This window comes from Winogradskyella marincola (assembly GCF_029624125.1).
In the GTDB taxonomy this organism is placed as follows: Bacteria; Bacteroidota; Bacteroidia; order Flavobacteriales; family Flavobacteriaceae; genus Winogradskyella; species Winogradskyella marincola.
In genome coordinates, this window is the sequence record NZ_JARSBN010000003.1 from 349,721 (window position 1) to 374,033 (window position 24,313).

Genomic DNA, 24,313 nt, shown 5'->3' on the forward strand with positions numbered 1-24,313 from the left:
AGAATAGTATTTTCTTACAAAAAAATGATTTTAATCGAATTTTAATGTATTTAGACTCTATAAACAGATTTAAATAATTATTATTGTTTCACCCCGAATAATTGATTAATAGAAGAATGAAAATGAAACCATTAAGAAGCCTACTTACTTGCAATAAAAAACATGCAATATTTTTACTTTTTGTAGCACTAACTCTTACTAGTGTCTACAGTCAGCAGTTAGCTTTTCCAACAGCAATGGGCGCAGGTGCATACACATCTGGAGGTCGAGGAGGAATTGTGGTGCATGTAACTAATTTAAATGATAGTGGTATTGGTTCGTTACGAAGCGCATTAGTAGATTACCAAGATCAAGATAGAACAATAGTTTTTGATGTTAGTGGAATTATTAACCTAGATTCTAACATTGTACTTAGTAGCCCAGAACAAGGAGGTAATGCTTCTGGAGGAATTACTCTTGCAGGACAAAGCGCACCATTGGGTGGTGTTACCATAACAGGTGGAAAAATTAGAATGTTTGGAGTTGATAACGTAATTGTTAGATACCTAAAATTTAGAGAGACAACAGCAACCGATGGATGCTTAAGTAATACTGATGGTAACAATGTTATTTTTGACCATTTATCGGCATCTAATACTCCTGACATATGTTTTGCATTAACTTCTAATTCAGAAATATCAACAGACAAAACAATACAATATTGTTTAATGGCTCAATCTAAGAATGCTCTTATTGTTGGAGATACCACTCCTCAAGGAGATGTAGATTATGGTGAGGTTTCAATAATTAGAAATGCCTACTACAATATTAGTCATAGGATACCAATGAAAGGTGGTGCAGCAATTAAAGTAGATGCCATTAACAATATTGCACACAATTGGAAGTCTCGTTTAATAAGAATGGACGATTGGGATTTCACTTTAAATCATATAGGAAACTATTATCAAGGTGGAACAAACACTACTAATGTTTTAAAACATTGTGCTTACAACAATAATCCAGATGGTAATTATCACATATATAATGATAACAATTATATGGATCCAAACGAAACAACCGATGAATATCAATCGGACGAAAGCGTTGTTTGGACAGAATATCAAAATAATTTTGAACCATTACCTCAAGATGTATTTGTAACTTCTCCTTTCCCGTTAAAAGGAAACAGTAACTTTACTATATATGATTCTAGTGAATTAAAAACAGAAGTTTTACCTCAAATAGGTTCTTATAAATATATTGATGATAATGGTAACGTTGCTGAGTATAGAGATGTTTATGACACAGAACACATAAATGGTATAGACATAGATGATGCATCAACAAGAGTTACAGCTATAGAGTTACCTATTCAAACATTATCTAACACGAGACCAGATGATTTTTATCAGTCTAATTCTCATATTCCTGAAGTTTGGTTTACTGCAAATGTTCCTGCAGGACAAGATCATAACGATATTGCACCAAGTGGATACACATGGTTAGAAGAGTATTTAAATCAAGTAGATAATACTGAACCTATTCCTGTTGTAAATGTTACAGGTGTTGATGTAACTCCTGAGACTGCTGAAGTCTTAATGTCTGAAACTATAACATTGAATGCAAATGTAAACCCTAGTAATGCAACAGATCAATCTGGTGTATGGACTAGTAGTGATGAAACTATAGCAACTGTTGATGTTAATGGAGAAGTTACACCAGTAATGGTTGGTGAAGCTACAATAACTTTCACAACAAATGATGGAGGATTTTCAGATTCATCAGTCATAACGGTTTTGCCAGAAGCGTTCGAAGCGAACGCTGGACCAGACCAAACTATTTGCCAAGGGGAGTCCGTTGTGCTATCAGCATCTGGTGGTCAAAGTTATTTATGGAGTAACGGAGAGACTACACCTTCTATAAATGTTAATCCAACTGAGACAACAACATATACTGTCACTGCTTTTGATGAATTTGATAACAGTGATGAGGATACGGTTACTGTAACTGTCAATGAATTGCCAAGTGCAAACGCAGGTGACGATCAAACCATATGTGAAGGTGATACAATAACACTTACAGCAACAGGTGGTGATGATTATTTATGGAGTACAGGTCAAACCACAGCTTCTATTTCTGTTACACCAAGTTCTAATACAACATACACAGTAGAAGTAACCAATGATAATGCTTGTTCAAACTCAGATGATGTTACTGTATTTGTAAGTCCTTTACCAAATATAACTGTTAGTAATGATGTAACTATTATGAATGGTGAGTCTACAACACTAACAGTAACTGGTAGTGATAATTATACATGGAGTACTGGAGAAACTACATCTACTATAGAGGTATCTCCTTCAGAAACGACAACTTATACTGTTTCTTCTACTTCTGAAAATGGATGTACAAGTAACGGGGAAGTTACAGTGACTGTAATACCTGAGTTAATAGCAAATGCAGGTGATGATGTAGAAATATGTAATGGAGAAGAAGTTGTATTAACAGCCTCTGGTGGTGTAAACTATGAATGGAGTACAGGTGAAACGTCTGCACAAATAACCATAAGCCCAAACACTACAACAACATATACGGTTACAGTTAGTGATAATTTTGGAAACTCAGATTCAGATTCTGTAACTGTAACTGTTAATGATATTCCAACATTAACAATAACTGAAGATGTAACCATTATTGAGGGTGAAAGTGTTCAACTTAATGTTTCTGGAGCTTCAGACTATGAGTGGAATACAGGTGAAACAAATGAAGCCATAATTGTAACACCAAGTACAACAACCACCTATACTGTTACAGGATCTACAGCTAGTTGTTCTGCTGAAGCTCAAGTAACCGTTACTGTAGAAGAGGTGTTAGTTATATCTGCAGGTCAAGATGAACACGTTTGTGAAAATGATTCTTACGAAGTGGTATTAACAGCAACTTCTGGTGATAGTTATTTATGGAGTACAGGTGAAACAAGTCAAAGTATTGTAGTTAGTCCTTTCTCAACCACAACATATACTGTAACTGTAACTTCGGGAATACAAGAAGCTACTGATACTGTTACAGTTTTCGTAGATCCTAATCCTGATGTGGTAATCTTAAATGGTGAAAGTGTTGATATAATGAGTGGTGATTTCGTAACATTATCTGCATCTGGCGCTAACACCTATGAATGGAATAATGGAGGTACACAGCCTAACATAGCTGTTAGTCCTTCTCAAACAACAACTTATGAGGTAAGAGGTTATATTGGAGAGTGTTACGATGAAAAACAAGTAACTGTTAATGTAATACCAGAAGTTGAGGCAGACGCTGGCGAAGATCAAGAGATTTGTTTAGGTGAAACTGTAACTTTAACAGCAAGTGGAGGAGATGAGTATGTATGGAATACAGGTGAAACAACTCAGTCAATACAGGTCTCTCCAACCGAAACTACAGAATATACTGTAACAGTGTTTAATGCACTAGATTTTGATGAAGATACCGTAATTGTTTTTGTAGATAATGATTGTAATGATGATGGAGCTGTAATTGAAGATCCTAATGGTACGGCTTTAGAGTTTGAATTTACAGTATATCCAAATCCTGCAAGAGAATATGTAGATATTAAGTTAGCTGGAAGTGATCAACTAACAGGCTTTTATTTATATGACTTAACAGGAAAGTTAATTTTTCAAAAAAGTGTTGAAAACGAAAGTTTAAGTGTTTCCTCAACAACTAGAGTAGATGTTAGTGGGTTACGACCTGGTATGTATTTAATTAAATTAGCCGATGTTGAAAGAGAACTATACAAAAGGCTAATTGTAAGATAAGTATATAAATTTAAATAATTTAAAAGGCAGGTTTTTAACTTGCCTTTTTTTTACACACTAATTAATTCCTCTTCTTCATTATCATTTTTCGCTAGCTCAACTTGGTACTGAATCCACATAGTAGCAAATGATACATAATAAAAAGTAAAAAAATTGTGATTAGCCATTAAAAACAGAGATAATGCAATAGTTTGCATAATCAAATTAGGCTTTTTGTTAAAGTAAATTATACTCATAACAATGAGGTAACCAATGTAAATTACAAACAAAATAAAAGGTAAAATTCCAGCTTCACCAAGCACCATAAGATAAGAATTATGAACACCTAAGCCATGACCTTCTTTTCCTGAAAATGATCCATAACCATTACCAATAATAGGCGAGTCTAAAATTTTATCATAGAATAATGCCCAAGTATCTGCTCTAGAGTCTTCATTTATTTCTTCTGTATCTACACCTTCATTATTAACTATGCTTTTTAATTGATCAAATCTAGGGTTATTAAGACCAACAACTTCATCTATAAAAAAAAGAGTTCCAATAATTAAAAATCCCAAACCAAATATCCTGATGTTTTTTATACTTATTTTCAATGAGATAACATTAATTAATAACCATATAACGATAAATGTTCTTGAAAAAGTTAAAAGACCTGCTAGTGTAAATAAAAATTGCCCTATGAGTTTGGCAGTTGTATTTTTTAATCCGTAAGTTGTTGCGTAGCCAGTAATACATATAAAACCTGCAACATTGGCATTAATATAAAAGCCAGCATATCTTCCATATTCACTTGTAAAAAGAAGTGCCTCTAAAGGTACTGTAAGAGCTCCTATCAATAGAACTACATTAAACTCAGCTATACTAGTGTTTTTTACCAGCTCATATGCGCTAATTAAATAGATAAAATACTTAATTGTGTCATAGATAAAACCAGAAGTAAGGCCTATAAATTGTAGGCCTCCAATCATAAAAAATAAGATAGAAATGATTATTAGCCACCAATTTGGTCGTGTTTTTTTTTCAAAGAAGTAGTATACTGCTAATAATAAAATCGTTACATAACTTAATAAACTCCCTATACCACCTCCATAAGCCGAAAGAGCTATAGAAGGTATGTTTAGCATCACTAAACCAAAAGTTACATACTTTAGGGCTTTCATTTGTTTTTATGATATTTGATAGTTAGTTAAAATTGAAAATAAATAAACTCTTGCTGCTCACCTGTAAAGCTAAATATTAAAATTATAAGCAAAAAATAAAAACTCCAACGTATTGGTTTCTTCATAAAATCAACATTTTGTATAGCATACTCACCAGATCTACCAAGCCATTCTATAAACATAAAGAAGACCACTAACCCTAGTATTGTTAAAGGAAAAATTTCAGGTATTGAGAATAATGTTTCTGAGAATATATCTTTAATATAAATAAATGCATCAGTAACATTATTTGCCCTAAAGAATATCCAGGCAATGAGTGTTATAAAAAAGGTTATTGCCATTTGAGATAACTCTTTAAAGGTTGGGAAATACTTTCCTTCAGCTACCAAATTAGTATTAACCCTATTCTTGTTTAATAGGAGTAAGGGTAAAAAGTAAATAGCATTTAAGGCGCCCCAAACCACAAATGTCCAATTGGCACCATGCCAAAATCCACTAACAATAAAGATGATAAATGTGTTTCGTATCTTCATTTTTAATCCACCTCTGCTACCACCCAAAGGAATGTACAAGTAATCTCTAAACCAAGTAGATAATGATATGTGCCAACGCCTCCAAAACTCAGCTATATCTCTTGAAAAATAAGGAAAAGCAAAATTTCGTTTAAGGTTAAATCCAAATAAACGAGAGATACCAATAGCTATATCGGAATATCCTGAGAAATCACCATATATCTGAAAAGCAAAGAAAAATGCACCAAGAAGAAGTGTGCTTCCAGAATAATCGTCTTGATTATTAAAAATCATATTAGCATATGTAGCACAATTATCTGCAATGACTACTTTTTTAAATAAACCCCAAAGTACTTGACGCAAGCCGTCTACAGCTTGCTCATAAACAAACTCTCTCTTTTTATGAAACTGCGGCAGTAGGTTTGTAGCTCTTTCAATTGGTCCTGCAACCAACTGAGGAAAGAAACTAACAAATGCCATAAACCCAAAGAAGTCTTTAGTTGGTTCTAGTTTTTTATTATAAACATCTATAGTGTAGCTTAAAGTTTGAAATGTATAAAAACTAATCCCTACAGGTAATATAATGTTTAAAGTATTGATACTAAGTTTTCCTCCAAAAAACGTAAAAGAGTCTACAAGACTATCTACAAAAAAGTTGTAGTATTTAAAGAATCCCAGAAAACCCAAATTGACACAAATACTTATCCAAAGAAGTGTTTTTCGTTTAGAGGGTTTGTCTTCAGATTGAAGCTTTAGGCCAATTGTATAATCTACTAAAGAACTGAATAAGATTAAGAATAAAAATCTCCAATCCCACCAACCATAAAAGACATAACTTGCTATAGCTATAAGCACATTTTGTTGCTTAATCTGTTTATTTCCAATTAGCCAGTATAAAGCAAAAACTATGGGAAGAAAAATGAAAAATTCTAGTGAATTAAAAAGCATAACTGTTTTTAATTATTTTTTTGAATGGTTTTTATAATATCAACAAGCTGTTTACTCATTTTATAGGCACCATCAATGTTAGCATGATGATAATCTGAAAAATCTTGATCTGTAAAAACTTCTGGTTTATGTGTATTTAAATCATAGTAACTAACATCTTTATAGTTTTTCAAATAGTTATAAAAAAAGTGTTCTTCGTCTTTATTATCATCTATTGTTAAACGAGAAGGAGGATAAGGAGTTCTAATAACTATAAGTTTAATTCCCTTAGTCTTTGTAAGGTCATATATTTTATTAAAATAGGTTGTGAAACGGTCTTCATTAAAAGATGAACTCTTAATATTTGGCATAGGTCTTAGAGACTTTATTTGTTTTTCGGTAATAACAGTTGAGTCATTTAAAAAACCTTTATACCAATTAATTTCAGGAGCTTTTTTTGGCTTATTAGAAAATAGAGAACTAATATCTTTTTTTATGTAGCTGTTAAACTTTATTAGTGGTATTAAGTAGTTAGTTATTCCTTTACTACCATAACCATCGACAATTAGATTAAACTTATTTTTTGTGGAATTAAAAAATGAGGCATTAGAAAAAATTTGATAAAAGTCATGTCTGTCATTAGATAAATCTAAAAAAGACTCAAGAACAATATATTTTGGATTTTGATAATCTAAAATTTCGACAAGAGAGTAGTAAGATTCTGCTATATCCTGTGCTGAAGTTCCCATGTTAAAAGATTCAATATTTAATTCCTTATCAATAACCTTAGGGTTAAAACCTGTGTAACACCTACTAGAACCTAAGATTATTAAATCATAAGTGTTTTTGTTGGTGTGAATGCTATTCCATTTTAAGTAATTTTTATGAGTCTTATTTTTTATAGCCTTATACGCAGGATATTCATACTTTATAAGTATTAATATGTTGATTAATGCAAAGAAAAAGAAACCGTAAGCAATATGTTTAAGAAATTTTTTCATTTAAAAATGTTGGTTTATTACATTCTTCCATTTTTCTGTTACTTTTTTACTAGTATAATTTAAAGATGTCTCAATTGCGTTTATAGAAAACTGTGCTTTTAGCTTATCATCTTTTATTAATTCATCTATCTTTTTTACTAATATACTTTGGTCATTAACAGGCACTAAAAAACCATCTTTACCATCAGTGATAAGGTCAGAAGGGCCATAGTTACAGTCTGTAGATATACAAGGTAAACCAAAATGCATGGCTTCTAGTAACGCATTTGGAAAGCCTTCTGCTTTAGAGGTAAATACAAATATTGAAGCTTTCATGTAATAGTCATGAATGTTTTTGATATTTGATAAAATTTCTATTTGATCAGACAGGTTAAGACTTTCAATAAGGTTATTTAATTTATCTTTGTTCGGTCCTTTTCCTATTATTATAACTTTCCAACCTTCTAATTTAAGTTCGTTTACCGCCTTAATTAACTTGTCTTGCCTCTTATCATTATTTAATCTTCCGACTGTTAAGATTATTTTCTCTCTTTTGGCTTCATTCTTTCTGAGTTGTGATAAATCTGAAGAAATTGGATTTGGTAAAACCGTAATACTCTTGTGATTTAACATGCTGGTATATATAGCCTTAACCTTTTCGGTTTGTACTATAAGATTGTCTGATTTTGGATAAACAAGTTTCCTTAGTATTAACCAAAAACGCGGAATATCTTTTTTTAACGGATCATTTCTTTCGCTAATTAAACTAGGGATACCATTTCTTTTGGCTGCTAATGTTGCTATTATATTAGCTGAAGTTATAAAGCCTATTAATAAGTCTATTTGCTCGCTCTTAACTATCGAAGTTACTTTTTTTAATATGTTATAATTTAGTTTTATTGAGCCAAATACAGATGTAGGTTTATCAATTTTATCAAAACATGAAATAACTTGAATTTTTTCATCTAATCTATAAAAAGGTTTTGATTTTTTGAAAGTAATTATCGTAACATCAAAATCGTCAATCAGTCCATTACTGAGTGTAGAAATAACGCGTTCTGCACCTCCTGGTGTTAAAGCACCAATAACAAATGCTATTTTCTTTTTCTTATATTGATTAAGGCTCAAAGCTTAGGTTACTTTAAAGTTAGTTTTAATTTGTTTAAAAATGCATTCGCTTTTAACTTTTTTCTCATGTAGTTACCTAAGGGTTTTTCTATGTATTTATTAATTGCATATGAAGCAAAAAGCATAGCCATAATAACAACAAAAAGTAAAAGCCATTTGTTAATATATAAACCAAAACTATTGAAAATTATGTATCCAATTTTTTGATGTATTAGGTATAAAGGATAGGTGAGGACACCAAAGTATAAGAATATCTTTTTATTAAAAATATTAAGCTTATCCATGCTCACTAAAAACATAACAATAAAAAATAATGTTATTAAGAATATCACAGTATAAACGTCATATACACCATCATACCTTAAATTTCGAGTTTCAGTACCTTGAAAAGCTAAGTATATAGCTAAACTATAAGACACTAGTATTGGTAATACATTTTTTATAATGCTTTTATTATTTTTTAATAAGAAAAAGAACATACCAGCTACAAAATATGGACTGCTTTTAACAAAACATAAATAATATAAAGTTTTAAGTGCTATGTTAGCTTCTGAAAAAGGTATAAATATTTGTAACACACATACAAGTATTAAAAACCAACCAAATGCTTCGATATATTTTATAAGTCTAAAAACTAAGAGAATACCGATGAGTATATAGAATTTTAATTCTACCATTAAAGACCAATAAACACCATCTACATGATCCACACCAACAAAACCATTAAACATCGTCATATTAACTAAAACCTGTTTTAGATTTACGCTAAAAAGTGGTGCTCCGAATAAAGCTATTACAGATGCGGATAGCAAAACACAAAACCAAAATGCAGGATATAACCTTGTAAAACGTGAGATGCAAAAGTTGATTAAATTAGAGTTTCTTGCAGACATAAGGATTACAAACCCACTAATCATAAAAAATAATTCGACACCTAAATAACCATATTTAGAAAAGTCTTCAAGCGATTGAAACTGAAGAATAGAATAATTGTCTTTTGCAAAACCTCTGAAACAATAGTGATAAAAAACCACATATAATGCTGCAAGAAATCTTATTAAATCTAGATGATAGAGTCTTTCTTTTTTTACAGCTGCTACGCTCATTGGTTAGGTTTGTAGATTTAGAATTCAAATATTAACAAAAGATTTTAATAAATGTAGTTTTTAAGTTAATAAGATAAAAACTTCGATGTCTGTTAATAAAACACTCTTATTAAGAGTTTTATTGAAACTAATTTGCGCTAATTAAGTCATTTAAAGCGTATTTAGACAAAATTTCATGCTCTCCTTCAAAGACTTCTATGCTTATATTTTTATATGATTTTCTTAAGAAAACTTTTCTATTTGATATAAAGCCATAGTTGCCTAGTGGTTTTCTGTTTTCTAGTAACAACAGTTTTTCTTTTTGAGATACATAATAAGTAGAATCACTAACATTTAAATCTCTTAATATTTTATTATAAAAATTTATAGAGTGGGTGATAGGCACACTACCTTGCAAGCCATCATATATTCCTGCATAAAGTTTTAACTCTTGGTGTTCTAGTTTAGATATTGAAGCATCCCAATGAATTGGAGACTTTTGTTTTGCTATTTCAAGATTGAGATCATTAATTGAATTTGTGCATTTTAGAATATCATTTACATATTCTAAGTTTTCTAATATTATACTTTCGTTATACCATGACTCCAAATTTGAAATAGATGCCCATGCTGAGAACTTTTTAATATTATGCTTAGACTTCATGAAAGTACTAAGAGTTGCATATCCACCACCACTAAAACCAACAACATAAATTTCACTATCGTCAACATTAAAATTCTCTAAGGCATAGGTTATTGCATCATCAATGTCTGCTAATACTAGGTCACTACAACAAGCTTCTGAAGTGTTATTTGGACCTCTAAAATCTGGGTGTATATAATTAAGGTTATTTTTTAAACAAAGCTCAGCTAATGCATCATACTGAGCATAGTTACCATTCCATGTATGTAAACTTACTACTAGAGGTTTAGGTGATTTTGATTTTGTTTTGTAGTAATAAGCTTTTTGGATTGTATTATCTTTACTAGATTTTATATTGGCTATAGTAAATGTACTTTCCCACCTATCTATTTTAGAGTTATTGTTTACATAAAATTTTTGAATAATCGACCAGCTCTGTTTACTATGTCTCAAAAGAACACCAATTGCAATCCCAAAAAAAAGCGTAGTAATAAAAAATATTGATTTACTAATCTTGTTTTTCATCACTACGCTCCTGTATTTATTCAAATGTGATATTTATCTCAAATATTGAATTCTATTGATTTTATAATTTACCACTACTTTCCAATAGAAGAATATTCAAAACCTATTTCGGTCATTTCATCTTTATTTAAGATGTTTCTACCATCAAATATGAAAGCAGGTTTTTTCATAAGACCAAAAATCTTTTTCCAATCATAAGTTTTAAACTCATCCCATTCTGTCATTATTGCAATGGCATGTGCATCTTTTACAGCATCATAAGGGTTATCAAAAGTTTCAACTAAATCTTTATTCTCTTCCTCAGAACGCGTTTGTAAGTAATCTAAATCACTATAAACCTTTTGACTTGGCACTTTAGGGTCATATACAGCAATATTAGCCTGTTCATTTAATAAGTGATCTGCTACGTAAATAGCAGCTGACTCTCTTGTGTCATTGGTATCTTTCTTAAAAGCCCAACCAAGCATAGCAATTTTCTTACCAGATACAGTATTATACAACGTGCTTATTAAATTGTCAGAGAATCTTCTTTTTTGATGATCGTTAAGAATAATTACTTGTTCCCAGTAGTCAGCCACTTCATTTAACCCGTAGCTTCTAGCAATGTATACTAAGTTTAGTATATCTTTCTGAAAACAAGATCCGCCAAAACCAATAGAAGCATTTAAGAATTTAGAACCAATTCTAGAATCCATTCCAATAGCTCTTGCTACTTCGCTTACATCAGCTTCTGTTCTTTCGCAAAGCTCAGAAATAGCATTAATTGAAGAAATACGTTGTGCTAAAAAAGCATTAGCGGTTAACTTTGATAACTCAGAAGACCATACATTAGTTCTTAAAATTTGATCTTGTGGCACCCAGCTACCATATATATTAGCTAAAGCCTCAATAGCCTCTTCAGATTCACCACCTATTAAAACACGATCAGGATTTAATAAATCTTGAATAGCAGTACCTTCAGCTAAAAATTCAGGATTTGATAAAATATCAAACTTTACATCACTTCCTGTATTGTGTAAAATACTTTTTATGGCCTGAGCTGTCCTAACAGGAAGCGTAGATTTTTCAACTACAATCTTATCTGTTTTAGCTACATCTGCAATGTTTCTGGCACAAAGTTCTACATATTTTAAGTCTGCAGCCATTCCTTTTCCTTTACCATAAGTTTTGGTTGGAGTATTAACTGAAATAAATATCATTTCAGACTCATCAATGGCTTTATTTATTTCTGTTGAAAAGAATAAATTTTTCCCTCTGGTTTCAGCTACTATTTCTGCTAATCCAGGTTCATAGATTGGTAATTTTGAAACATCTTCATCATTCCATGCAGCAATTCTTTCTGCATTAATATCTACAATAGTAACTTGAATGTTTGGATTCTTTTTAGCGATTACAGCCATGGTAGGTCCTCCTACATATCCAGCTCCAATACAGCAAATTTTAGAAATTTTCATTTTATTTTTATGTGTTTGACTCGGGTTAATTTATTAAGCTTAACAAAAGTGTGGGATTTATTTAATTATCTGCAAATTAATATATCAACGACTAGTTTTTACGATAAACTTCATTCAGTAATTTTTGAAGTGAATATTATATCGTTCTACATCATTGAAATTATTTATTATAGTAAGATTTATACCAATTTACAAACGACTTAACTCCTTCTTTTATAGAAGTGTTAGGTCTGTAATCATAGTCTTTTATGAGTTGGTCTACATCTGCCCAGGTTTTTTCTACATCTCCTGGTTGAATAGGCATCATATTTTTATCCGCTTCTTTACCTAAATTAAATTCTATTTCTTTAATGAAGTCTAAAAGCTTAACAGAATTATTGTTTCCTATATTGTATACCTTGTATAAAGAATTTGAATCTAAACGCTCTTGTGTTTGCTTTTCGCAAATACGAACAACACCTTCTACTATATCATCTATGTAAGTGAAGTCACGCTCCATTTTACCATGATTAAAGACTTTAATAGGTCTGTCATTTACAATGGCATCTGTAAATAAAAACATGGCCATATCAGGTCTTCCCCAAGGGCCATAAACGGTAAAAAATCGTAAACCGGTAGTTGGTATATTAAATAAGTGACTGTATGTATGAGCCATTAATTCATTACTTTTCTTTGTGGCAGCATACAAGCTTATAGGATGATCTACATTATCATCTGTTGAAAAAGGGATCTTTTCATTTAATCCGTAAACACTAGAACTACTTGCGTATACCAAATGTTTAATATTGTTGTGTCTACAACATTCCAGAATGTTTAAAAAGCCAACTAAGTTAGAATCTATGTATGTTTCTGGATTTTCAAGGCTGTATCTAACACCTGCTTGCGCAGCAAGGTTACATACAACATCAAATTTTTCCTGTTCAAAAAGTTTTGGTAATGCTTCTCGGTCTTCAAGATTCATTCTAACAAATGAAAAGTTGTCATTAGTACTTTTACAAAAGTTATTGAAATTTTCGGCGTCACTTTTGTTAATTCCTAATTCTCCTAATCTTGAAAACTTAAGGTTGACATCGTAGTAATCATTAATATTGTCTAGACCTACAACTTCATGTCCTTTTTCTAATAATACTTTTGAAGTGAAAAAGCCAATGAATCCTGCAGCACCAGTTACAAGTATTTTCATTTTTTTGGTAGATTTAAGTTAAGAATCCAAATATTACAATTAAATATTTAGAATAGATATTTATACTATGAAACTATAATTTTATTCGTTAATATAACTCATAACTAATATTTTAGCTATTGAATCGCAATTTTCAATACTCATTTTAATGTCTTTGTCTTTATAAATATTATCTAAGTGATAAATTTTACAAGAATCTAATTTAGTATTACTCTTCGAAAAATCCACATTACCATACTTAATGAGATTAAGCACTGTAGACGAGTCTATGGAATGTGTAGTTACAAAATTTGAGACTTCAGAAGAATAGCTAATTTGCTTAGAACTAATGTTTTTTACGGTTCTTGCATTAGGGCCATAATCGCAAGAAGCGTCTTTTCCATTAAGGAAAAACATTAATATAATAAGACCAATAGAAAATCCTCCCAGATAATAGGCTAAACGTTGTGTAAATTTCATGTATTTGATTGATTAGAATATTAATAAGTTGGCATCGTTATAATCTAAGCCAAACCATTCTGCAACAGATTTGTTAGTTAAAATACCGTGGTAAAAATACAATCCATTTTTTAATCCTCTATCAAAACGTAAAGCATTTTCTAGTCCTCCATATTCTCCAATTTCAAGAAGGTAAGGTGTAAAAATATTACTTATAGAAACAGAAGCTGTTCTAGAATATCTTGCAGGAATATTAGGAACACAATAATGAATAACTCCATTGTGTTCAAAAGTAGGGTGGTCGTGAGTGGTAACTTCACTTGTTTCAAAACAACCTCCCATATCTATGCTTACGTCTATAATTACAGATCCAGGTTTCATATGGTCTACCATAGTCTCTGTTACGACTACTGGCGCACGATTGTTGCCTCTTACTGCACCAATAGCAACATCACATCTTTTTAATGCTTTAAGTAAATTTTTTGGTTGCATAGTAGATGTATATACAGATCTCCCCAGATTATTCTGAATACAACGCAGTTTGGTTATAGAGCTATCAAATATTTTGATATTAGCACCAAGACCAATAGCAGATCTGGCAGCAAACTCTCCAACTGTTCCAGCACCAAGAATAAGAACCTCTGTTGGTGGTACACCATTAATATTGCCCATCATTAATCCGTTCCCACCATTAACATTAGATAATAATTCTGATGCAATCAATATAGACGCAGTGCCTGCAATTTCACTCAGAGAGCGAACCGCTGGATAAGCACCATCTTCGTCTTTAATATATTCAAAAGCTAGTGCTGTAATTCGTTTTTTAGCTAAGGCTTCAAAATAAGCTTTGCTTTGTGTTTTTATCTGTAAAGCAGATATTATTATGGTTTGTGGGTTTATAAGCGATATTTCATCTAAAGATGGAGGCTCAACTTTTAAAACCATAGGGCAGGAGTAGACCTTAGCTGTGTCTTTAGTAACTTCAGCTCCGGCTTCACTGTAATCTTTGTCTTTAAAATTTGCTCCTTTACCTGCACCAGATTCAAATAAAACACGATGGCCATTGGCTGTTAATGCAGATACGGCATCTGGTGTAAGACATACACGACTCTCTTGAAAATGGGTTTCTTTAGGAATTCCTATAAATAATTCCCCTTTTTGCTTAAAAATTTCTAAAGTCTCTTCTTGAGGCAGTAATTGAGCTTTAGTAAATGGTGATAAAGATTTACTCATTAAGTTAGTAATTGACTTAGTTGTTGCAAGATAATAAAAACACAATCTTGCAATCTCAATTTATCCAACTTTTAAGTTACAAATTAAATTTTAGTGCTAAAAATTTTGCTTAAAAATATTGTTTAATCTTACCCCAAAATGTTTTTGGCTTAATCATAAACTCTTCTTCAAGTTCTTCCATAGTCTTATCTGCATCATTTATTTGATTAAACATTTTTGCTCTTATCAAGTAGATAGAAGGAAAAACTATAGCCATAAAAGGAAGTAGCCAAATAATATGTAATTCATCCATGTAAACTATATCGTCATTAAGAGCACTTAAACATTGAAACGAAAACATAGCTATTGGAATAATTAAAACATGATACCACCAGTGCTTGCATGTAAAAAACCATATAAAAGACAAAAGCAAAGGAATGACTTTCATCATTAAAACCCATACACCAACGTTTGCGCTGCCATACAGATTGCTGTTGTATGTTCCAAATATAGTTTCCCATGTTTGAGTATCTGGCACATACTCATATACGTAGAATAAAAAAGGAGTACCAGCTATTATTGTAGCAATGATACTCCCTAATAGAATTTTTCTATTGTAAGACTTCTTATCCGTGTGTTGGGATTTTAAGTTTTCTTTTGTCAACTTGTGTTGTAGTTTGTCCATCTAAGTCGATAATGTTTGTTGCTTGAGCTGTAAATAAAACTCCACCGAAGATAGCTACTGCTAATACTAATTTTTTAGTTTTCATAATTTAAAAAGGGATTTAAAATGATTAATTAATTTGATACAAATGTATAGTGATAGTTCACCTTGTAAAAATCAACTAATGTTAAAATCCAAGAAATTATGATGTTTTCGTTACGGAAAAACCGTAACCACAAAACTATTTCGTTAGAATGTCATTGAAATTACTTAAAATTTCGGTTCAGTCATAGCTTTATTTTCGGTTAAAAGTTTATCGTTTATTGATAATTTGAGGTTTCTTGTCTCGTTGTCAATCTTAGTAATGGTAACGGTTTGAGTGTTCTCTGGTAATATTTCTTCTATACGATCTGGCCATTCTATAAATAGCCAATTGTTACTATATAGGTAATCTTCTATTCCAAAATTATAAGCTTCATCTAAAGATTCTATTCTGTAAAAATCAAAATGATAAATACTTCCTTTTGGCGATTTGTATTCGTTAACAATAGAAAATGTTGGGCTTGTGGCAATATCTTCACTTTTCATAGCTCTTAATATTGCATTAATTAGCGTTGTTTTGCCTGCACCCATTTCACCATTAAATAAAAGTGCTTTGTACTCTAAATTATTGAGCACTTTTAATGCTACATCATCAATTTCATTTATATGATATGTTAACTCAATATTTTGCACGTCAACCTATTACTAAATTTGGACACAATGTTAGTAATAATTTTTTTAAAAACCTAGGAAAAAGTGTATTTCGTCGGATTTTTATGCTTTTTAAGGATTTACTTGGGGTCTAATACTACAAATGGAATAATCATTTCTTCTAATGAAACACCTCCATGCTGGTAAGTATTTCTATAATAACTTACATAATGATTATAATTATTTGGGTAGGCTAAAAACAAATCTCCTTTAGCAAAAATAAAAGAACTACTCATAGATAATGCTGGTAGATGTACTGACTTAGGGTTTTTAATTGCTAACACATCTTTTTCTTGATAAGTAAGACTTCGTCCTGTTTTGTATCTTAAGTTGAGACTTGTGTCTCTGTCTCCAATAACTTTAGAAGGTGCTTTTACATTTATAGTACCATGGTCTGTGGTTAAAATTAATTTAAAACCTAGTTGTTGGGACAACTGAATCATTTCTAATAAAGGTGAATTTTTAAACCAGCTTTGGGTAAGAGAACGATAGGCTTTATCATTAGACGCTAACTCTTTCACAACTTCCATTTCTGTTTTAGAATGCGATAGCATATCAACAAAATTGTATACTATAACACTTAAATCATTGTTTTTAAGACTTCTAAAATTTTCAACTAATTTTTTACCAGATTTTAAATTTGTAATTTTATGGTATTCATATTTAAGATTTGTAAGTCCAAGACGTTTTAGTTGCTCTCTTAAAAAATCATCTTCATGTAGATTTTTGCCACCATCATCTGTGTCGTTTTTCCAATATTGAGGGTACAGCTTTTCCATATCAGCAGGCATAAGACCAGAGAATATTGCATTTCTGGCATATTGTGTTGCTGTAGGTAGAATACTGTAAAATGGTAATTCTGAAGTTTTTTTGTAGTAATTGTTTACTATAGGCTCAAAAGCTTTCCATTGGTCGTAGCGTAAATTATCTATTACAACCATTATCGTCGGTTGTTGGTCACTTAACTCTGGTACAACTTTGTCCTTAAATAGCGTGTGAGACATCACAGGAGCGTCAGCTTTTGATTGAAACCAATCTTCATAATTCTTTTCAATAAATTTTCCGAATTGCAGATTGGCTTCAGTTTTTTGAGATTCAAGAATATCTGTCATTCCAACATCTTCAATATCCTCTAATTGAAGCTCCCAATATATCAGCTTTTGGTATAGGTCAGTCCACTCTTCGTATGTATTTACCATAGACAAGTCCATGGCTATTTTTCTAAACTCTTGTTGGTAATTAGATGTTGTTTTCTCAGATATTAAACGAGAATGATCTAAGTTCTTTTTTAAACTCAGTAAAATCTGATTTGGGTTTACCGGTTTTATGAGGTAATCAGCTATTTTACTACCAATTGCTTCCTCCATAATATATTCTTCTTCACTTTTTGTAATCATTACAACAGGAAGATTAGGACGACGCTCTTTAATTTCGTTTAATGTTTCTAGGCCAGTTAATCCTGGCATGTTTTCATCTAAAAAAACAATATCAAAGTTAGTATCGTTAATAATCTCTAAAGCTTCTGTACCGCTTTGACATTTAGTTACCTTATATTGTTTTTGTTCTAAAAAGAGAATATGTGGCTTTAATAAATCAATTTCGTCGTCTACCCAAAGAATATTTATGTTGTTCATGTATATTTGTTTTCTAATTAATGAATATTCATTTTGAAGTCTAATAATAAACTTAAAATATTTAACGATCCAATTTACGGATTTATTACCATTCCTAATTCGTTAATTTTTGATCTTATTCAGCACAAATACTTTCAGAGACTACGTAGAATTACGCAAATGGGATTATCGTATTTAGTATATCCAGGAGCGCACCATACACGTTTTCATCATGCATTAGGAAGTATGCATTTAATGCAAAAAGCTATCAATGTCCTTCGTTTTAAGGGAGTTTCAATTTCTAAAGATGAAGAAAGTGGTCTCTTAATTGCTATTTTATTGCACGATATTGGGCATGGTCCTTTTTCTCATGCAATGGAACATAGCATTGTAAATGACATTTCTCATGAAGAAATTTCACTTCAATTCATGAAAAAACTCAACGATGAGTTTAACGGAAGTTTAACGTTAGCGATCTCAATTTTTAAAAGCGAGTATCCTCGAAAATTTATGTGCCAGCTTATATCTAGTCAGTTAGACATGGATAGAGCAGATTATCTAAAACGCGATAGTTTTTACACTGGTGTAGCAGAAGGCAATATTAATAGCGAGCGTTTAATAACCATGCTCAATGTGGTAGATGATGAGTTGGTTGTAGAGGAAAAAGGGATTTATAGTGTAGAAAAATTTTTGGTAGCCAGACGCTTTATGTATTGGCAAGTTTACTTGCACAAAACAGGTATAGCTGCAGAGCAATTATTAACTAGAATCTTAAAAAGAGCAAAAGAATTAGTGCAACAAGGAGAACAGCTAAGTTGTAGCGAGCCTTTAAACTTCTTTTTAACATCTGAAGTTAACCTAAATAGCTTTGATAATAATACCTTGGCAATATTTGCTAAACTAGATGATTACGACATTGTTGCTGCAATGAAAGTGTGGAGAAATAACAAAGATTTTGTTCTTAGTAATCTGTGTCAAATGATTCTAGATAGAGATTTATTAAAAATAAAAATAAAGAATAAGCCTATAAAAACATCAGAATTACAAATGCATCACAATGCATTAATGCATAAGCATGGTGTATCAAAAGAAGAGGCAGATTATTTTGTGTTTAGTGGCGAAATAACCAATGTGGCGTATCAGAGTAAAAAACAGCACATTAACATACAATTAAAGTCTGGAAAAATAAAAGATATTGTAAAAGCATCGGATCAACTCAACCTAAAAGCACTTAGTAAACCAGTGACTAAATACTATATGTGTTATCCTAAAAAGAAAATGTGATACATTTTTTCTATTTTTGCGAAAACCAACTATGATCATAAAATCAAATAATTGAAGTTTACAGCAGAACAAATAGCAGGTATTTTAGAAGGTACAGTTGTTGGTAATCCTAATATTGAAGTTTCTAAACTTGCTAAAATAGAAGAAGGAACAGAAGGGTCTTTAACCTTTTTGGCAAATCCTAAGTACAAGTCATTTATATACACTACAAAATCATCGATAACAATAGTTAATTCAGATTTTGAGCCAGAAGAAGACTTAAGTACTACACTTATTAAAGTAGATGATGCCTATGGTGCATTTACTAAACTCTTAGAATATTACAACCAAATAAAACTGAATAAATCGGGAATTGAACAACCTAGTTTTATATCAGATTCAGCAAAAATAGGTGAGGATATATATATAGGAGCATTTACATATATAGGAGATAATGTAACATTAGGAAAAAACGTAAAGATATTTCCAAACTCATATATAGGAGATAATGTTACAATAGGAGATAATACCATTGTTTTTTCTGGTGGTAAAGTTTACTCCGATTGTATTATAGGAAATAATTGCGTTATCAACTCTGGTGCTATAATAGGTGCAGATGGATTTGGTTTTGCTCCAAATGAAAAAGGTGAATATTCTAAAGTACCTCAAATCGGAAATGTAATTCTAGAAGATTTTGTAGATATAGGTGCTGGTACTACTATAGATAGAGCTACTCTAGGTTCTACTATTATAAGACGAGGAGTTAAGCTAGATAATCAAATACAAATAGCGCACAACGTAGAAATAGGAAAAAATACTGTAATTGCTGCACAAACTGGTGTTGCTGGTTCTACCAAAATTGGTGAAAATTGCCAGATTGGAGGCCAAGTTGGTATCGTTGGGCATATTTCAATAGGTAATAATGTAAAAATCCAAGCGCAGTCTGGTATTGGTAGACATGTAAAAGATAATGAGGTTTTACAAGGATCACCAGCATTACCTTATGGAGACTTTAATAAGTCTTATGTGTATTTTAAGAATTTACCAAAGATCGTAAAAAATATAAATGAAATTGAAAAGAAAGTAGATGGCAATAATTAAAACAGAAGTAAAACAGAAGACCATTGAAAAAGAAGTAAAACTTCATGGAGTAGGACTTCATACAGGTGCTGATGTAACATTAGTATTTAAACCTGGTGCAGAAAATTCCGGTTATTTATTTGAACGTGTAGATCTAGAAGGAAACCCAAAGATTGAAGCAGATGCAAATTATGTAACCAATACTCAGCGTGGCACATGTTTAGAAAAAAATGGCGTAACTATACAAACTTGCGAGCATGTCTTGGCGGCATTAGTAGGTCTAGACATAGATAATGCTGTTATAGAATTAAATGCTTCAGAGCCACCAATAATGGATGGGTCTTCTAAGTTTTTTGTAGAAGCCATTGAGAGTGCTGGTATTGTAGAGCAAAAGGCTTTTAGAGAAGAATACGTGGTAAAAGATGTAGTTTCTTATGCAGACGAATCTACAGGTAGCGAGATTATTCTTATGCCTTCAGAAACATATAGAATTACTACAATGGTAGATTTTGGGACTAAAGTTTTAGGAACTCAAAACGCTACAATGAATTCTGTATCAGAGTTTAAAACCGAAATATCAGAAGCAAGAACATTCAGTTTTTTACATGAATTAGAAATGTTGTTAGAACATGGTCTAATAAAAGGAGGAGACCTTAATAACGCTATAGTTTATGTAGATAAGGAATTATCAGAAGAAACTATGGACAAGCTTCGTCATGCTTTTGATAAAGAAAGCATAGCTGTAAAACCAAATGGTATTTTAGATAACTTAACTTTGCATCATCCTAATGAAGCTGCACGTCACAAACTATTAGACGTTGTTGGGGATTTAGCATTAATAGGAACACGCATAAGAGGTAAGGTTATTGCTAATAAACCAGGACATTTTGTAAATACTCAGTTTGCAAAAAAAATGTCTAAGATTATAAAAAACGAAAGACGCAACAACGTTCCACAAATAGATTTGAATTCTACACCATTAATGGACGTAAATCAAATTATGAACATGTTGCCTCATAGACAACCTTTCTTATTACTAGATAAAGTATATGAGTTAACAGAGAATCACGTTATTGGTATGAAAAATGTTACCATGAACGAAGAATTCTTCAAAGGTCATTTTCCTGGTGCACCAGTAATGCCAGGTGTTCTTATAGTAGAAGCTATGGCTCAAACTGGTGGAATTTTAGTTTTAAGCACTGTTCCAGATCCGGAAAATTATTTAACTTTTTTCATGAAAATGGATAATGTAAAGTTTAAACAAAAAGTAGTTCCTGGTGACACACTAATATTTAAGTGCGAACTTATAACACCAATAAGACGAGGTATATGCCACATGCAAGGTTATGCCTATGCCAATGGTAAGCTTTGTGCAGAAGCCGAGTTAATGGCGCAAATAACAAAAGTTAAGTAATGAACCGAGCGAATATTAATTTTAAAATCGCTCATAATATGTTAATAGGCGAACACATTTTCACCTATTTATCAAAAATTAAATTCCGAAAATGAATCAACCTTTAGCATACGTACATCCTGGAGCAAAAATTGCAAAGAATGTAGTAATAGAACCATTCACAACAATACACAATAATGTAAAAATCGGTGAAGGTACATGGATTGGTAGCAATGTTACCATCATGGAAGGTGCCCGAATTGGTAAAAATTGTAATATTTTTCCTGGTGCTGTTATTTCTGCAATTCCTCAAGATTTAAAGTACAATGACGAAGATACAACTGTAGAAATCGGTGATAATGTAACCATAAGAGAATGCGTTACCATCAATAGAGGTACTTCAGATAAAATGAAAACTGTAATTGGTAACAATTGTCTAATCATGGCTTATAGTCATATTGCACACGATTGTATAGTTGGCAATTACTGTATCTTTTCAAATAATACAACTTTAGCAGGTCATGTTACTATTGGAGATAATGTAGTATTAGCTGGTATGGTTGCAGTGCATCAGTTTGCATCTGTTGGTAATCATGCTTTTGTTACAGGTGGTTCTTTAGTAAGAAAAGATGTGCCGCCTTACGTAAAAGCGGCAAGAGAGCCGTTATCTTATGTAGGGATTAACTCTGTAGGATTAAGAAGAAGAGGGTTTACAACCGAAAAAATTAGAGAAATTCAAGATGTTTACAGAATTCTCTATCAAAAAAATTACAACAATACTCAAGCTTCAGAAATTATTGAAGCAGAAATGGAAGCCACACCAGAACGTGATGAAATTCTTCAATTTATAAAGAATTCTCACCGTGGAATTATGAAAGGCTATTTTAAATCAAATTAATAATGAAATAAAAACAAAATAATGGCAAGTACATCAGATATTCGCAACGGATTATGTATTAGATACAATCACGATATTTATAAAATTATTGAATTTTTACATGTAAAGCCTGGTAAAGGTCCTGCTTTTGTAAGAACAAAACTAAAGAGTGTAACTACCGGAAAAGTTATAGATAATACTTTTTCTGCTGGTCATAAAATTGATGACGTAAGAGTTGAAACACACAAGTTTCAGTATTTATATAATGATGGAGAATACTATCATTTTATGAATGAAGCAGATTATTCTCAAATTCAATTAACAGAAGGTGCCTTAGATAGACCAGATTTAATGAAAGAAGGTGAGATTGTAACAATTCAAATCAACACAGAAGATAATATGCCGTTATCAGTAGATATGCCTGCAACTGTTATTTTAGAAATTACACATACAGAGCCAGGTGTTAAAGGTAATACTGCAACAAACGCTACAAAACCAGCAACTGTAGAAACCGGAGCTACTGTTAATGTTCCTCTTTTTATCAATGAAGGAGATAAGATTAAAATAGAAACTGAAAAAGGAACTTACAAAGAGCGTATTAAGGAATAAATGAAATTTCCAAAGCCATATACTCTAAAAGAAATTGCCAATTTAATCGGTACAGATTATGTTGGTTCTGATGATTTTCCAGTTTTAGGCATGAACGAAATTCATGTTGTAGAACCAGGTGATATCGTTTTTGTAGATCATCCTAAATACTACGATAAAGCACTTCAATCTGCAGCTACAATTGTCTTAATCAATAAAGAGGTGGAATGCCCAGAAGGTAAAGCGCTTTTAATTTCAGACGATCCTTTTAAAGACTTCAATAAGTTAACGCTTCATTTTAAACCATTTAAATCATCTAATGTTTCTATTGCTGAGGATTCTAAAATTGGTGAAGGTACAATTATACAACCCAATTGCTTCATTGGTCATAATGTTACCATTGGAAAAAACTGTGTTATTCATTCTAATGTTAGTATATATGATGATGCTGTTATTGGAGATAACGTCATTATCCATGCTAATACAGTTTTAGGTGGTAGTGCATTCTATTACAAAAAAAGACCAGAAGGATTTGATCAGTTAATTTCTGGAGGTCGCGTTGTAATAGAAAACAATGTCGATATAGGTGCTGGTTGTACCATAGATAAAGGAGTAACTGGAGATACTACAATAAAAGAAGGTACAAAAATAGATAATCAGGTACAAATTGGACATGATACTATTATTGGTAAAAAATGCTTAATTGCCTCTCATGTAGGTATTGCAGGTTGTACTGTAATTGAAGACGAAGTTACTATTTGGGGACAAGTAGGCATTACTAGTGGAGTTACAATCGGAACTAAAGCTGTTATTTCGGCTAAGGCAGGTGTAAGTAAGTCTCTAGAAGGTCACAAAAGTTATTTTGGGATTCCTGCAGATGATTTTAGGTCTAAATACAAAGAGATTGCATCGATTAAAAAAATCCCTGAAATTCTTCAAAAATTAAAAGATTTATAATTCCTAACAGAAAAAATAAAAAGGGCTCGTAAATACGTTTCAAAAGACTTATTTTTGTGCAACTAAATTTATAAAAACTTAAAA

At 31.5% G+C, this 24,313-nt stretch carries 21 protein-coding genes; 7 read left to right on the plus strand and 14 right to left on the minus strand.

The genetic code is table 11. From position 1 onward, the window contains the following. Window positions 1-122 precede the first annotated feature (122 nt). Entirely contained in the window at window positions 123-3,794 is a 3,672-nt protein-coding gene (locus tag P7122_RS07175) for an Ig-like domain-containing protein (protein ID WP_278005101.1), read from the plus strand. 50 nt (window positions 3,795-3,844) lie between these two features. Here the strand turns inward: P7122_RS07175 and P7122_RS07180 are convergent, their stop codons facing one another. The 14 genes from P7122_RS07180 to porX form a co-directional block, all read right to left on the minus strand. Next, window positions 3,845-4,954 (minus strand): O-antigen ligase family protein, encoded by a 1,110-nt coding sequence (locus tag P7122_RS07180; RefSeq protein WP_278005102.1) that lies wholly within the window; start codon window positions 4,952-4,954, stop codon window positions 3,845-3,847. A gap of 26 nt (window positions 4,955-4,980) precedes the next feature. Beyond that, a complete protein-coding gene (locus tag P7122_RS07185) occupies window positions 4,981-6,414 on the minus strand; it encodes an MBOAT family O-acyltransferase (protein ID WP_278005103.1) in 1,434 nt (477 codons plus the stop codon). A gap of 8 nt (window positions 6,415-6,422) precedes the next feature. After that, window positions 6,423-7,394 carry an LB_356 family protein gene (locus tag P7122_RS07190; RefSeq protein ID WP_278005104.1) on the minus strand — a complete coding sequence of 324 codons (972 nt, stop codon included), beginning with the start codon at window positions 7,392-7,394 and terminating at the stop codon, window positions 6,423-6,425. Then, complete coding sequence (locus P7122_RS07195; RefSeq protein WP_278005105.1) at window positions 7,395-8,501, minus strand: glycosyltransferase family 4 protein; 1,107 nt, start codon at window positions 8,499-8,501, stop codon at window positions 7,395-7,397. It lies immediately after the preceding gene. Between the two features lie 8 nt (window positions 8,502-8,509). Then, window positions 8,510-9,607 carry an acyltransferase family protein gene (locus P7122_RS07200; RefSeq protein WP_278005106.1) on the minus strand — a complete coding sequence of 366 codons (1,098 nt, stop codon included), beginning with the start codon at window positions 9,605-9,607 and terminating at the stop codon, window positions 8,510-8,512. A 127-nt stretch (window positions 9,608-9,734) separates the two neighbouring features. Beyond that, window positions 9,735-10,754: an alpha/beta hydrolase family protein gene (locus P7122_RS07205; protein WP_278005107.1), complete on the minus strand. Its 1,020-nt coding sequence runs from the start codon at window positions 10,752-10,754 to the stop codon at window positions 9,735-9,737. Window positions 10,755-10,828: 74 nt separating this feature from the next. Further along, the gene (locus tag P7122_RS07210; protein ID WP_278005108.1) at window positions 10,829-12,208 is read right to left on the minus strand and encodes a nucleotide sugar dehydrogenase; all 1,380 of its coding nucleotides are present in this window, start codon (window positions 12,206-12,208) and stop codon (window positions 10,829-10,831) included. A 160-nt stretch (window positions 12,209-12,368) separates the two neighbouring features. Next, window positions 12,369-13,391, minus strand: coding sequence for an NAD-dependent epimerase (locus P7122_RS07215; protein ID WP_278005109.1), 1,023 nt, complete (start codon window positions 13,389-13,391; stop codon window positions 12,369-12,371). An 81-nt stretch (window positions 13,392-13,472) separates the two neighbouring features. Continuing rightward, window positions 13,473-13,850 (minus strand): hypothetical protein, encoded by a 378-nt coding sequence (locus tag P7122_RS07220; protein ID WP_278005110.1) that lies wholly within the window; start codon window positions 13,848-13,850, stop codon window positions 13,473-13,475. Window positions 13,851-13,862: 12 nt separating this feature from the next. Next, a complete protein-coding gene (locus P7122_RS07225) occupies window positions 13,863-15,062 on the minus strand; it encodes an alanine dehydrogenase (RefSeq protein ID WP_278005111.1) in 1,200 nt (399 codons plus the stop codon). Window positions 15,063-15,171: 109 nt separating this feature from the next. After that, window positions 15,172-15,705, minus strand: coding sequence for a hypothetical protein (locus P7122_RS07230; protein WP_278005112.1), 534 nt, complete (start codon window positions 15,703-15,705; stop codon window positions 15,172-15,174). Then, the gene (locus P7122_RS07235; RefSeq protein ID WP_278005113.1) at window positions 15,668-15,811 is read right to left on the minus strand and encodes a hypothetical protein; all 144 of its coding nucleotides are present in this window, start codon (window positions 15,809-15,811) and stop codon (window positions 15,668-15,670) included. The genes P7122_RS07230 and P7122_RS07235 overlap by 38 nt, the downstream gene beginning before the upstream one ends. A 164-nt stretch (window positions 15,812-15,975) precedes the next feature. Next, entirely contained in the window at window positions 15,976-16,440 is a 465-nt protein-coding gene (tsaE, locus tag P7122_RS07240; protein ID WP_347402809.1) for a tRNA (adenosine(37)-N6)-threonylcarbamoyltransferase complex ATPase subunit type 1 TsaE, read from the minus strand. A gap of 98 nt (window positions 16,441-16,538) precedes the next feature. Next, a complete protein-coding gene (porX, locus tag P7122_RS07245; RefSeq protein WP_278005114.1) occupies window positions 16,539-18,092 on the minus strand; it encodes a T9SS response regulator signal transducer PorX in 1,554 nt (517 codons plus the stop codon). 33 nt (window positions 18,093-18,125) lie between these two features. Here porX and P7122_RS07250 point away from each other — a divergent pair, with 33 nt between their 5' ends. The 6 genes from P7122_RS07250 (at window position 18,126) to P7122_RS07275 (ending at window position 24,229) form a co-directional block, all read left to right on the plus strand. Next, window positions 18,126-19,355 carry an HD domain-containing protein gene (locus P7122_RS07250; RefSeq protein ID WP_278005115.1) on the plus strand — a complete coding sequence of 410 codons (1,230 nt, stop codon included), beginning with the start codon at window positions 18,126-18,128 and terminating at the stop codon, window positions 19,353-19,355. A gap of 51 nt (window positions 19,356-19,406) precedes the next feature. Then, entirely contained in the window at window positions 19,407-20,435 is a 1,029-nt protein-coding gene (gene lpxD, locus P7122_RS07255) for a UDP-3-O-(3-hydroxymyristoyl)glucosamine N-acyltransferase (protein ID WP_278005116.1), read from the plus strand. Beyond that, the gene (locus P7122_RS07260; RefSeq protein WP_278005117.1) at window positions 20,422-21,828 is read left to right on the plus strand and encodes a bifunctional UDP-3-O-[3-hydroxymyristoyl] N-acetylglucosamine deacetylase/3-hydroxyacyl-ACP dehydratase; all 1,407 of its coding nucleotides are present in this window, start codon (window positions 20,422-20,424) and stop codon (window positions 21,826-21,828) included. The genes lpxD and P7122_RS07260 overlap by 14 nt, the downstream gene beginning before the upstream one ends. Before the next feature lie 91 nt (window positions 21,829-21,919). Continuing rightward, window positions 21,920-22,705: an acyl-ACP--UDP-N-acetylglucosamine O-acyltransferase gene (gene lpxA, locus P7122_RS07265; protein WP_278005118.1), complete on the plus strand. Its 786-nt coding sequence runs from the start codon at window positions 21,920-21,922 to the stop codon at window positions 22,703-22,705. Between the two features lie 21 nt (window positions 22,706-22,726). Beyond that, complete coding sequence (efp, locus tag P7122_RS07270; protein ID WP_278005119.1) at window positions 22,727-23,293, plus strand: elongation factor P; 567 nt, start codon at window positions 22,727-22,729, stop codon at window positions 23,291-23,293. Then, a complete protein-coding gene (locus tag P7122_RS07275) occupies window positions 23,294-24,229 on the plus strand; it encodes a UDP-3-O-(3-hydroxymyristoyl)glucosamine N-acyltransferase (protein WP_278005120.1) in 936 nt (311 codons plus the stop codon). The last annotated feature ends 84 nt before the right edge of the window (window positions 24,230-24,313 follow it).